The organism is Pseudolysobacter antarcticus (genome assembly GCF_004168365.1).
In the GTDB taxonomy this organism is placed as follows: domain Bacteria; phylum Pseudomonadota; class Gammaproteobacteria; order Xanthomonadales; family Rhodanobacteraceae; genus Pseudolysobacter; species Pseudolysobacter antarcticus.
This window is the reverse complement of sequence record NZ_CP035704.1, coordinates 785,993-798,805: the sequence shown is the minus strand read 5'-3', so window position 1 is coordinate 798,805 and position 12,813 is coordinate 785,993. Positions and strand designations below refer to the sequence as shown.

The following is a 12,813-nucleotide window of genomic DNA, read 5'->3' as shown; positions in this document are numbered from 1 at the left end:
GCGCTTCGTCTCGCCGCGAGAAAACTCAATCCTGCGTCAGCGCCGCTGCGTGATGGCGCAGATGGTCTTCGATGAATGTGCTGATGAAATAATAGCTGTGATCGTAACCGGGCTGATACCGCAGGATCAGCGCCTGGCCCACCTTCGCACATGCCGCTTCGAATAACTCGGGCTTGAGTTGTTCCACCAGAAATTTATCGGCTTCGCCCTGATCGATAAGAATCGTGCCCGGAAAAGTTTTCTGCTGCACGAGTTCGGTCGCGTCGTAATTTTTCCACGCAGCGCGATCATCACCGAGAAAACGCGGCAAGGCTTTTTCGCCCCACGGACACTGACTAGACGCAACGATCGGCGCGAATGCGGAAACCGATCGATATTGCTGCGGATTGCGCAACGCACAGACTAGCGCGCCATGTCCGCCCATCGAATGGCCGAAGATGCCCTGACACGTTGCATCCGCCGGAAAATTCGCCGCGATCAGCGCCGGCAATTCACGTGTGACATAGCTGTACATGTTGAAATATTTCGACCACGGCGACCGTGTCGCGTCGACATAAAATCCCGCTGCTGTGCCGAAATCCCAAGAGTCGTTTTCACCCGCAATGCCAGTGTTGCGCGGACTGGTATCCGGCGCCACGAGCATGAGGCCGAGTTCGGCAGCAAGACGCTGCGCGCCGGCCTTGATGACGAAGGTTTCTTCGCTGCAGGTGAGCCCCGCCAGGTAATACAACACCGGCACGTTGCCGTGCGCGGCTTGCGGCGGCGTGTAGACGGCGAAGCGCATCGGCGCTGCACATACCGCTGATGTGTGCCGATAAAAACCCTGCACACCGCCGAAACTGCGCTGCTCGGAAATGGTTTCGATATCCATGTATCGCTCTCGTTTATTTTTGATTGGCGGATCAACTGCCGACTACGGCGACTGCGGCGCCTGCTGATCGGCATGATGCTCGACGGCCAAGCCTGACGAGCGCACCAGACGCCAGCCCAGCCACGCCGATGCACTCGCCGCGAGCGCACTGAGCAGGGCGAATCCCGGCACGCCCATGCCGAGCAAACGCAGGCCCGAGAGCACATTCACGACACCGAAATCACCGAACCGCCATACCGCAGTGTCGATAAAATTTTTCGCCTTGTAGCGCGTTTCGCGATCCACACGCGTGTACAGGCTTTCGCGCGCGGGCTGCTCCATGCCGTACGCGCCAGCACGCGAAAACACCATCGCCAGTGCAATCGCCAGCGGTGTCGCCAGTGCGGCCACCAGCAGCAACGCAACGGCCTTGACCAGCGCCGGAATCACCAGCCCCGGCGTCGGGCCGTAACGCATCAGCAACCAGCGTGCGACCGTGGCCTGCAACACGACTATCAAAGCATTTGTCGCCAGATCGATATGCGCAAAAAATTGCGTGCGCGCGACGGCATCCGGGTAATACGCCTTGGCAACATCGAACTGCATCGCAAACAGCACAGTGCCTACACAATCACCGAGCAGCATCAGCAACGCCATGCGCCGCAGGAACGGCGTGCGCGCATCGGGCGCTGTCTTTTGCGCCGTCGCGCTGCGTCCGAACAGGGATGACAGCCATTGCTTCGGCGCTGTCCACGCGTACCACACGAACGTCGAGCCAAGCACCAACTGCGCACCCGCAATCATGCTGCCACCGATCACCGCCTCGCCACGTTTTATGTCGCCTGCTACTGGATGGCGCCGCGACCACGCAATCAGGCCGAAGATGCAGGCCAGCGCGAGTAGCAGCATGCCCGCAGAAACCGCAAGCAACCATGCGATACCGATATAGCCGACCAGCGCGCCGGCAAGCAATGGTCCGACCACGGCGCCGATCGTGCCGCCGAGTGCGATCACGCCGAACAGACGATGCGACTGTTGCACGCTGAAAATGTCGGCCATGAAACTCCAGAATACCGACACTACGAACAAGTTGAATACGCTAACCCAGACAAAAAAAACCGCGCCGAGCACACGCGGATTAAGCTGTCCCTGTATCTCGAACAACGGAATAAAAGCGAGCAGGCAGAGGATGAAAAACACATAGACCAGCGGTATGAAACGCTTGCGCGAATAGTTCGCGACCAGCGCGCCGTAGACCGGCGTAAGGATCAGTGTGGCTACGAACGTCAGCGCATAGAACAGCGGCAACGATGCCGAACCGTTCAGCGCACCGAGTTGCTCGCGCACCGGGCGGATCACGTAGTACGCGCCGAGCACGAAGAAAAAATACGCGAACGACAGGGCCAACGCCGGCCACTCTTCGCGTCTGATATCCACCCACAAATGCGTGCGCAACCACGTCGACAAACCTGACTTACTCAACAGCGCGGTTCCTTTACCGAGGCGGAATGCAAAGCCTAGCAGAAGCCGGAGAAAATTCGACTGCCTTTGCGAACGCTGCGACAGCACGCTCGATGCGTCGCAGATTTGCGCGGGCCGGGCAATACCGTATTCTGCGCGCATGAGCACAACACTGGCTTCGCTGCATATCTACCCGATCAAATCCTGCGCACAACTCACGCTGGCTTCCGCCGTCGTCGAGAAGCGCGGCCTCGCCCACGATCGGCGCTGGATGATCGTGGATGAAAATGCGCGTTTCATTACCGGTCGCGAATTGGCGCGGATGACCTTGCTGCAAGCCGAACCGGTCGCTACCGGACTCATACTGCGGGCGCCGCAGATGGCGCCGTTGCACGTTTCATTTCCGCCAGCGAATGCGCCGCGGCTGGATGTCACGGTGTGGAAAAATATCGTCGCCGCGCAACTCGCCGATGCTTCCGCGAACGTCTGGCTCAGTACATTTCTCGGACGACCATGTCGCCTGGTTTTTATGGACGATGACTGCGCGCGTGTGGTTACCGAGCATGCGCGTGCCGGTGACGAAGTCAGCTTTGCCGATGCGTATCCGCTGCTGCTGATCTCGCAAGCGGCGCTGGATGGCTTGAATGCACGGCTCGTGCGTCCGGTCGGCATGTGGCAATTCCGTCCGAACCTCGTGGTCGCCGGATGTGAAGCGCATGCCGAAGATCGCTGGTCACGAATTCGCATCGGCGAGATCGAATTCGATGTAGTCAAATCCTGCACGCGTTGTGTGTTTACTACGGTCGATCCCGCGCGCGGCGAACTCAGCCCGGATGGCGAACCGCTGCGCACGTTGATCGGTTATCGGCGCACGCCGGCCGGCGTTACGTTCGGCCAGAACCTGATCGCGCGTGGCCAAGGCGTGATTCGTGCGGGGGACGCGATCGAAGTTCTGGAGCATCTGCTCTAGCCTCGCCGACTAGCCTTCGGCTTCCACGCAAAAACAAGAAAGTCATGACCTACGATTATGTGATTGTCGGTGCCGGTTCTGCCGGTTGTGTGCTGGCCAATCGGCTCAGCGCAGATCCCTCCAAACGCGTGCTGCTGCTCGAAGCCGGACCCGGCGACTGGCATCCGTTTATCCACATGCCTGCGGGCATCGCCAAGCTGGTCGGGCAAAAAGGCGTCAACTGGAATTACTCGACCGAGCCCGAAGCGCAGCTCGAAAATCGCCGCCTATGGTGGCCGCGTGGCAAGGTGCTCGGTGGTTCGAGTTCGATCAACGCGATGTGTTATATCCGCGGCGTCGCGGGCGACTACGATGAGTGGGCCGGGCTCGGCAACCCGGGCTGGAGCTGGAACGAGGTGCTGCCATATTTCAAGCGCGCCGAAGGCAATACACGCGGCGCCGATGCACTGCACGGCGGTGACGGCCCGCTCGGCGTGCAGGATCTGACGTATCACAATCCGCTGTCGCAAGTTTTCCTCGATGCCGCAGCGGCGAGCGGTTTTGTCACGAACACGGATTTCAACGGCGCCACGCAGGAAGGTTTCGGGTATTACCAGGTGACGCAGAAAAACAGCGCGCGTTGTTCGACCGCGCAAGGTTATCTACGCCCGGTGCGCGGGCGCGCCAACCTGACTGTGCGCACCAGCGCGATAACGCAACGCGTGCTGATCGAATCTGGCCGCGCGGTTGGTGTGGATTATCGTCATCACGGTCGCTTGAAACGTGCCGAAGCGCGTGAGGTTTTGCTGTGCGGCGGCGCGATCAACTCGCCGCAGTTGCTGATGCTATCGGGTGTCGGCCCGGCCGATGAATTGCGCAAGCACGATATCCGTGTCAAGCACGCGCTGCCCGGCGTCGGTAAAAATCTGCAGGATCATCTCGACATCTGCACGATTGATCGCTGCACTCAGCCGATTACTTACGATCAGATCAGCGACATTTCCACCGCGTGGAATTATTACCTCAAGCGCCGCGGCCCCGGCACATCGAACGTGGCCGAGGCCGGTGGATTTGTGCGTACGCGGCTGGCGACGGATGACCGTTGCGACATGCAATTCCATTTCGTGCCGGCGATTCTCGACGATCATGGCCGCAACCGCCTACCCGGTTACGGCTACACGATGCACGCGTGCGCATTGCATCCGCACAGCCGTGGCGCGATTCGTTTGCACTCGGCAAATCCGGCCGATGCGGCGGCGATCCATGCAAATTATCTGAGCGATGCCGATGGGCACGATCTGGCGATGCTGGTCGAAGGCGTAAAACTGTCGCGCCAGATTTTTTCCGCCGCGACATTTTCGCCGTATCGTGGCGACGAGATTTTTCCGGGCAGCGCCATCCAATCCGATGCCGAGATCGAAGCGTTTATCCGGCGCAAGGCCGAAACCATTTATCACCCGATCGGCACCTGCAAGATGGGCAACGATGTCCAATCGGTGGTCGATGCCGAATTGCGCGTACACGGCGTGAGCGGCTTGCGCGTGATCGATGCGTCAGTGATGCCGATGTTACCGACCGGCAATACCAATGCGCCGACGATCATGATTGCGGAAAAAGCCAGCGATTTGATTCTGGCGGGCTAGTGGGGACAGCCGTGTTGCGGCAGCTAGCGCGGTACGCGCCAAAGCTATTGCGCGAGATGAGAACTAGCCGGGTCGGCTTGGGTTGCGATGCTTTCTCGGCATGCCATGCAGGCCGAACGCAAAGAACAAGCCGATGATCAGCCAAATCATCGAAGCGATGATTTCAAAACTGCCAATATGAGCCATCAGTTCCAGGTGCAAATAGACGACCAGCGGCACCAACACAATGCCACGAAGAATACATACCAGTGCAATCGAAAACAGACCCGTCCGCAGCAACGGCAGACGCCGCAACATCCCCGCACCAGAAAAAGCGTAGGCACTGCACAACCACATCAAGACGGTGATGACGAGAGCACCAACGGGTGCTATCCACGTTCCCCGCTGTGCGGATTGCACTACCCAGGGCGGCGCACCAATGGCAGCGATCCATCGCGGGCCACCGATGAGCGCCACGACATGCAGCAGTCCGCCTAGAAATCCGCCGCAGCCAGCGAGCATCAACAGAAATTCATGGCGCGATTGCATTGTCGCGCTTGGCCTTTATCACGCGACCTGATCAAGTTGCGGCGGCAGCGGGCAATGCAACGAAGCGCAAATCGTGCGCAGCAGTTCGGCTTCGCTGACGCTGACTTTGCCATCGGCGCTGATCGCGGCAGTCAAACCGCGCAGCAATAATTCCTTGCCAGCGGGCGCGAGTAGATCGAGCGCACGCAATGCGCCGTCCATCGCCATCGTCCATTCTTTCGGCGGCGCGTATGGCGCAATGCTGTCGGGCAATACTTCGCGCATGCCTTGCAGATAGGCGTGACGCGCGGCAGGTTCGTCGTCGTTGCCGTAGCGCGCGACGATGGCGAACAGATTGGTAATTTGGGTGGCGCAGTCCGGCAATTTGTTGCGGCCGATCGACGCGCTGCGCGATGGATCGAGCGCTTCGATCACCTGCACGCTGACGAGTTTGGCGAGGCAATATTCTTCGAGGCTGGTCTGGCCATCGGCCTGGATCAGCTGATTCAAAACCAGCACAAAAGTCTGCAGCGCCGGGCGCGGTTGTTTGCGCAGCGCGGGGAAAGCGAGCGCAGCCAGCGGCAGGCGTTGCATCGGATGCAGCGCGGCGACTTCCGGCAATAACTCCTCGACTTTCTGGCGCATCGTGGCGTCGTAATAACGTTCGATCAATGCCAGTTGGCGCGTGTGGATTTCCGGCGCTTGTTCCAGCACGAGCGAATAGATCAGCGGCATCGCGCGATCGAGCGTGTAGGCCAGACTGCGCATGCGATCCGGGATCGCATTATTGAGCGTGCCGGCGGTCTGGTAATCGTCCTTGCCGGGCGCGGATACTTGTGCCACGACCATCTGCGGGCTGACGTGGAGTTGCGCATTCGCGGCGGGTAATGGCGCGGCTTTATCGGCGACGACCGCAGCCTGCGCGGCACGCTGCACCATCGTCGCGGCGCCGACCGGCGCGAGGCCCGAGATCGACACGTTGCTGCCATCCATGTCCGATGCGGCGACCGGCTCCGACCACGCCGCGGCGATCGCAGCGAATTCGCTCTCGTTGAAATTCGGTTCGATCGCGCGGATGCGTTTTGGCAGCGGCGGATGCGTGGCGAACATGGCCGAATAACCGATGCCGTCGCCAAACAACATGTGCGCGACTTCTTCCTTGTCGGATACGCCGAGTTTCGAGCCTTCGGCGAGGCCACCGATTTTTTTCAGTGCGCCGGAAATGCCGACGGTCTGGCGCGTGAACTGCACCGCCGAAGCATCGGCCAGATATTCGCGCTGGCGCGAAATGCCGGCCTTGATCAGGCGCCCAAAAAACAGGCCGATGCCGCCGATCGCCATTAGTGCAAAACCGAAAGCGACAATGCCGCCGTTGTTGCGACGATCGTCGGAACTGCTGAACCAGAATCCACCCTGGGCGATTTTCTGACCGACGATAAACAATACGAGGATGCCGAACACGACGCCCATCAGGCGGATATTGAGGCGCATGTCGCCGTTGAGAACGTGGCTGAATTCGTGCGCGATGACTCCTTGCAATTCTTCGCGTGTGAGTTTGTCGATCGCGCCGCGCGTGACCGTGACTGCCGCATCGGCAGTGGTGTAACCGGCGGCAAACGCGTTGATGCCGGGTTCGTCTTCCATCACGAAAATTTCCGGCACGGGCACGCCGGACGCGATCGCGATTTCTTCTACGACGTTGCGCAGACGTCGATACGCGAAGTCGGTGGTATCGGCCGGGACCAAGGTTGCACCGAGTTGCAACGCGACCGCCGAGCCGCCCGAGCGCAAGGTCGATATCTTGTACAGCGATGCCAGGCCAATGACGGCGAGCGTGATCGCCGTCGACAGGAACAACGCACCCGGGCTGAAAATGCTCATCGTCACATGCGCGGAGCTGTGCCGGCCGCCGCCGCTGTTCATCGCGATGACCAGCACCAGATCGACCGCGAACACGATTGCCGCGACCGCCACGATGAACAGCATCAGCATGTGGCGCGTGTGCTTGCGCGCACGCTCCTGCTGTTCGAAGAAGTTCATCGTGGCGCTCCTGTTTCAGTGCGTGGTGAACGTGTCCGACTGTTACGTCTTTTGAGAGAAACTCTTAGCTGAAAGAAACCTTGACCGCTTCGCGTTTCTGCGGCGATTCGATTTCGAGCGGCGTTGCGGCGGTGAAGCCGTACATGTTGGCGATGAACGAGCTTGGAAACACTTCGCGACGATTGTTGTAGCCCATCACCGCATCGTTGTAGGCCTGACGTGCGAACGCGACCTTGTTCTCGGTGCTGGTGAGTTCTTCGGACAATTGCATCATGGTCTGGTTGGCTTTCAGATCGGGATACGCTTCGGCCAGGGCGAACAATTTTCCGACCGATTGCGTGAGCACATTCTCTGCGCCTGACAACTGCTGCATCGCATTCGGATCGCCCGGATTAGCTTTCGCCGCGCTGAGGCCGGTGACAGCCGAGTTGCGCGCCTGAACCACGGCTTCGAGCGTTTCACTCTCGTGTTTCATGTAGCCCTTGGCGACTTCGACCAAGTTCGGAATGAGGTCGTAGCGGCGCGTGAGTTGCACGTCGATCTGTGCGAACGCATTCTTGTAACCGTTGCGTCCAGTGACCAGGCCGTTGTAGATGCCGATCGCCATGAACACGACCACGCCGACGATGATAAGCAGAATCAGCAAACTCATATTCCTTTCCTCCAGAACGTTGCGCTAGATAGAATGTCCGGCATGCACTGTTGGAAGCATGCCGACGATGCGAATCAACTCAGGATTACCTGCGTGCTGCAAACAATTACCTAACTCGCTGCGCCGATCTTTGCTTTAAGATCCTTGCACCCTGCAGGGTTCCATGCAGACCAAGAATACCACGGGTAGAATTGCCCCAGAGGACAACACAAGCGAATGAATCATGTTCGTAATTTGGTACTGCTGCTGACGGCGACCAGCCTCGCAGCGATGCCGACTCTCGATGCTCATGCGGCACGCTCCAAACCCAAGGCGGCTTCGGCGGCGAGCAAGAAAAATCCGACCGTTGCTCCGTCGTTATTGGCCAATCCAAGCGCGGGTCCGCGCAACGCCGAAGATACCGCAAAAAATCTCGATCAATGGCTGGATCTGGTCGATCAATCCGGCCAGGTGTCGGGGCTTGCGGTCGCTGTCGTGCAGGACAATAAAGTTCTGCTACAACGCGGCATCGGTTACGCCGACGCGACCAAACGTTTGCCGGTGACGGCAGATTCGGTGTTTCGTCTCGCTTCGTTATCCAAGGCGTTCGCGAGCGGATTGGCGGGCCTGATGGTACGTGACGGATTGTTCGGATGGGAGACGCGAATCGGCAGCGTGCTGCCCGCGTTCGAGCTGCATGATTCGTCGGCGAGCGCGCAACTCACGGTCGGCGAAATCCTCAGCCAGAGCGTCGGCCTACCGCACAACACCTACGACAATTTGCTGGAACAGGACGAGCCATATCAACTGCTCGTGGAAAAACTCAAGGAAGTGCCGATGGCGTGTCCGGTCGGCCAGTGCTATGGCTACCAGAACATCACCTACAGTTTGATCGGCGATATCACCTACGCGTTGACCGGCGATTTTTTCTATCACCAGGTCGAGAAGCGTTTGTTCCATCCGCTCGGCATGAACACCGCGACCTATGGCAAGGTTGCACTCGAAGCCAGCGCGAGTTGGGCGCGCCCGCACACTCGGCGCGGCGGCGTATGGTTGCCGATGGAAGCGAAGGAAGCTTACTACCACGTGGCGCCGGCAGCGGGCGTCAACGCCAGCATCAAGGACATGACGTCGTGGTTGATCGCGCAGATGGGCGGACGCACCGATGTGCTGCCGCAGAATGTTCTGGATGATATTCACCGGCCGCGCATCACCACACCAATCGAAGCGCGCGGTGCGCCATGGCGACGCAGCCGCGTGCGCGATGCTAATTACGCTCTCGGTTGGCGCGTGTTCGATTATGCCGGTGAGACGCTGGATTATCACGCCGGTGCAGTACAGGGCTATCGCGCGATGATCGCGTTTTTTCCGAAGTATCGTTTTGGCGTGGTGATGATGTGGAATTGCGATTGCGGCATGCCGGCGGGATTGATCCCGATGGTGCTGGATCGTTATCTCGGCATGCCACAAGTCGATTGGGCCGGCATCGAAACGGCGAAGCCGACGCATGTGACCGTCAACAATACTCAGCGGCTGCCGCGCCAGGCGGCAGCCGCTGTAACGAGTCGTAAAGAAGAGGCTACTGAGTAGCCTTGAACTCGAGACGTCGACTCATCTGTGCTGCAACCGCCTTGCCGTTTTCCATCTTCGGCGTGAATGTCCAGCGCTGAATTGCGCTGACCGCAGCCTTGTCAAATACACGCGCCGGCTGCGAGCCAGTGACTTTCACATCGGCGACTGCGCCCTGCTCGGTAACGGTGAATGCAACCTGCACCCAGCCATCCGTGTGCGCGCGATACGCCGCCGGCGGATATTCCGGCGATGGGGTGGCGATGGCTTTGGCATCGTGGCTTTCGCCACCGGCAGGCACTGCCGCCACAGGAGCGGGCGCTGGTGTCGGCGCCGCCGCGACCGGCGCCGGTGCGGCTGCAGGAGTAGCCGCGGTTGGCGTCGCCGCATCGGCAGGCGATGGCGAGGTCGGCGTGCCTTTCTTTGCCGCGGCGGCCGCGGTAGCTGCGGCGAGCGCGGTGTCCTTGTCCTTCTGCGTTTGATCGGCGAGCTTGCGCTTGGCGTCGATCTTGCCCCGCAGGATCAGCAAGGTATTGTTGTTCGGATCGCTTTTGCTCATCAAGGTCACGATGCGCTCGGACTCATCCAGCGTGCCAGAATTGATGTTCTGTTCGGCCACACTCACCGCAAACGGAAACAGCTCACGCAGCGCGTCTCTTGCTGTGAGATTTTTCGGATCCGCTTCGAGCACTCTTGAATAATTTTCGAGCGCATTGTTGCCCGGCGGCGCGACCAGACGCTGCGCCTGCAAGTGCTTTCGGGCGTCCTGCAAAAGCTGATTGATGTCTGCCGGTGTCAATGGCACGGCAGCAGCATCCGGCGTGACTGAACCAGGCTCCACCGCAGCAGCAGCGGCCGCAGCTGGCTTGGGCGCATCGGCAGGCTTGGGCGCGGGAGCTTGATCCTGACAAGCGGCAAGGAGCGCACCGCACAGGATCAAGGAAAGTGGTCGCCACGTTAGCGCAGGTGCAAACACTGCATTGCCGCGGTTGGAGTCTTTGATGATTTTTTTGCGCATGGCGTTATTTGGAGCACCCCTGAAACACCACCTGCATAGTCGAAACTCTATCCTTGAATGCTACACGAGGCCAGAAAAGCGGCGGCCATCCCCTTGGCTTTCGCTGATTTATTTTGCACTGCAAGGTATCGCATTTCTCGTCGATTTTCGCAACTGCTAATTAGTCGACCGTCATTCGAGGCTCAGCTACTTGACCGGAATCTGGATCTGCGTGCGGACTTGTTCCACCGGCATACTGGCCGGATCATCGATATATTGTTCGATCAAACGATCCGCCGGCTGATACCCGTTCACTGCAAGCCACGCATACGCCCGAGCAATGCTGTCAGTGAGTTTGTCGTAAGCGCCAACACTCCAAAACTGCACTGCTTTTCCGGCATACGTGGTGCCGGATTTTACCTGATCATCGGCGGCGCCATCGATGCGATCCACTGGAATGGCCGCATCGAATTGCCAGCCGCTCGCATCAGAGCTGGTAGTGATGGACAGCGGTGCATCCATGAGCAGAATCCTGTTGGCGAGCGCATAACTGCGAATCTGCGTGTAAGCAGCTGCGAGCGTGGCGGACGTTGCCGCAACGTCGTTACTGCTGTGCGCACTCACGAACAGAATCTTGTGCGCGGCCAGCTCGACGGGCTCGCCGTCCATGCCGGCTATGTCGACGTTCGGAAACCCTTCCAGCAAAACCTTGAGCTTGCCCAAACCGCGTTCGTAGTCGGGGCCGACCAGTTTGTCCATGAACAAACCCATGTAGCGACCGATCAGGTTCGAAACGAACTTCTGGTCGAACGACATTGGCAGATTCATGTCCATGGTCCAACGCACCTGACTACCCTTGGGCGCGGAACTTAGGAAAAAATCGGCGGATACTTTTCCCATCTCGCCAAAATCGATCGCGCTGCTGACACGCTTGTCAGCTTGTTTCGAATCGCTTTCGGTGATGGTCTGGTTGCCGCTGCCAACCTGGTCGTTGCCGACCCAGCTGATTTTCGCGCCAACGCCGCTGCGCGGACCTTCAAACGTATATTTGGCGTTCGGATCTTTCTCGGCCCACGGCGACCACGAGTTGAACAATTTGAAACTGTTCACCACGGCGAATACTTCGGAGGTTGGACGATCGATGACGATACTGCGCTCGACATGCACCTTCGCCGGTAGCAGGAATGCTACCCCGATCAGCAGCACCAGAAGAACGATCAGGAATTTCAGCAATCCCAGGATGAAACGCATGATGACCTCGGTTGAATGGACACGTGAATCCGCGCCTTCATCCTAATCTTTACCCGCGCGGCTTGCCAGTTTCTTGCGTGGCTTCGGCGCGCTGGCGATGGACACAGCGGCACAACGAGGCCTGGAGATTTTTCAAACGAACCTGAGGAGAGCCTCTCCTTGCGCTGGGCAACCGCAAGGAGAGGAAGCAGGCTTGACTATACGTATTGTAATGGTGATGCCACGCACGAATCAGAGTCGCATGATTCGCGCGTGTTGCACACCGGAGCGATTATTTCTTCGCTGCCGGCTTCTTGGCTGCTGCTTTCTTGACTACAGCTTTCACTGCAACTTTCTTCGCTGCCGGTTTCTTGGCGGCGGTCTTCTTCACGGTGGTCGCTTTTGCCTTGGCTGCCGGTTTTTTAACCGCGGCAACTACTTTCTTTACTACGGTTTTCTTGGCAGCCGTTTTCTTGGCGGCGGGTTTTTTTGCAACTGCTTTCTTTATGGTAGCCATATCGCGTCTAAGCTCCTCGTCGGTTGGTAGTTGTTGCCCAGTAAAAGCGTGCAGAAATGCTTCGCACAGCAGATCGCTGTTGGTGGCGTGACGCAGATTACCCACCTGGCGGCGGGTGCGTTCATCAGAGAGAAGTCGGAGGATGTGAAGCGGTATGGATACCGTCACTTTTTTTACGGCGTCGGATTTCCGGCCGTGGTCTATATAAGGTGCGACGAACTTTGATGCCGACATAGTTTCCGTTACGCGTGTGTTACGCCGACGCAAAAGCTATTCCTGTAAAGTTTTACTGTCAATAAATTTGTGATGCGGCTCAACACATTGCGAGTCGACAGATATTGCAGATGGATTGTCGGAGACATTTTTTTACAATCGCGCAAGCATATCCGCAATATCAATATAGACGTCTATACATCTAT

General features: G+C 58.6%; 11 protein-coding genes. 3 read left to right on the top strand and 8 right to left on the bottom strand.

The window, feature by feature from the left end; translation table 11 throughout:
* Positions 1 to 25: 25 nt before the first annotated feature.
* Both fghA and ELE36_RS03415 read right to left on the bottom strand, forming a co-directional pair.
* A complete protein-coding gene (gene fghA / locus ELE36_RS03420) occupies positions 26 to 871 on the bottom strand; it encodes an S-formylglutathione hydrolase (RefSeq protein WP_129831759.1) in 846 nt (281 codons plus the stop codon).
* 42 nt (positions 872 to 913) lie between these two features.
* On the bottom strand, positions 914 to 2,332 hold the full coding sequence (locus ELE36_RS03415; RefSeq protein ID WP_242512346.1) for an NTP/NDP exchange transporter: 1,419 nt from the start codon (positions 2,330 to 2,332) through the stop codon (positions 914 to 916).
* A gap of 139 nt (positions 2,333 to 2,471) precedes the next feature.
* Between ELE36_RS03415 and ELE36_RS03410 the strand changes: the two genes are divergently transcribed.
* Entirely contained in the window at positions 2,472 to 3,281 is an 810-nt protein-coding gene (locus ELE36_RS03410; RefSeq protein WP_129831757.1) for an MOSC domain-containing protein, read from the top strand.
* 44 nt (positions 3,282 to 3,325) lie between these two features.
* Positions 3,326 to 4,903: a GMC family oxidoreductase gene (locus ELE36_RS03405; RefSeq protein WP_129831756.1), complete on the top strand. Its 1,578-nt coding sequence runs from the start codon at positions 3,326 to 3,328 to the stop codon at positions 4,901 to 4,903.
* A gap of 63 nt (positions 4,904 to 4,966) precedes the next feature.
* Here the strand turns inward: ELE36_RS03405 and ELE36_RS03400 are convergent, their stop codons facing one another.
* The 3 genes from ELE36_RS03400 to ELE36_RS03390 all read right to left on the bottom strand — a co-directional run bounded on the left by ELE36_RS03400 (position 4,967) and on the right by ELE36_RS03390 (position 8,102).
* Positions 4,967 to 5,431 (bottom strand): hypothetical protein, encoded by a 465-nt coding sequence (locus tag ELE36_RS03400; RefSeq protein ID WP_129831755.1) that lies wholly within the window; start codon positions 5,429 to 5,431, stop codon positions 4,967 to 4,969.
* 18 nt (positions 5,432 to 5,449) lie between these two features.
* Entirely contained in the window at positions 5,450 to 7,450 is a 2,001-nt protein-coding gene (locus tag ELE36_RS03395) for a M48 family metallopeptidase (protein ID WP_129831754.1), read from the bottom strand.
* 64 nt (positions 7,451 to 7,514) lie between these two features.
* Positions 7,515 to 8,102, bottom strand: coding sequence for a LemA family protein (locus ELE36_RS03390; protein WP_129831753.1), 588 nt, complete (start codon positions 8,100 to 8,102; stop codon positions 7,515 to 7,517).
* A gap of 216 nt (positions 8,103 to 8,318) precedes the next feature.
* On the opposite strand from ELE36_RS03390, the gene ELE36_RS03385 reads away from it, so the two are divergent.
* On the top strand, positions 8,319 to 9,671 hold the full coding sequence (locus tag ELE36_RS03385; protein WP_242512345.1) for a serine hydrolase domain-containing protein: 1,353 nt from the start codon (positions 8,319 to 8,321) through the stop codon (positions 9,669 to 9,671).
* Here ELE36_RS03385 and ELE36_RS03380 read toward each other — a convergent pair.
* The 3 genes from ELE36_RS03380 to metJ all read right to left on the bottom strand — a co-directional run bounded on the left by ELE36_RS03380 (position 9,661) and on the right by metJ (position 12,628).
* Positions 9,661 to 10,668 (bottom strand): energy transducer TonB, encoded by a 1,008-nt coding sequence (locus tag ELE36_RS03380; protein WP_129831752.1) that lies wholly within the window; start codon positions 10,666 to 10,668, stop codon positions 9,661 to 9,663. The two genes, ELE36_RS03385 and ELE36_RS03380, sit on opposite strands and share 11 nt — an antisense overlap.
* A 186-nt stretch (positions 10,669 to 10,854) precedes the next feature.
* Complete coding sequence (locus tag ELE36_RS03375) at positions 10,855 to 11,898, bottom strand: SRPBCC family protein (protein ID WP_129831751.1); 1,044 nt, start codon at positions 11,896 to 11,898, stop codon at positions 10,855 to 10,857.
* Between the two features lie 271 nt (positions 11,899 to 12,169).
* Positions 12,170 to 12,628 (bottom strand): met regulon transcriptional regulator MetJ, encoded by a 459-nt coding sequence (gene metJ, locus ELE36_RS20930; protein ID WP_129831750.1) that lies wholly within the window; start codon positions 12,626 to 12,628, stop codon positions 12,170 to 12,172.
* Positions 12,629 to 12,813: the final 185 nt, after the last annotated feature.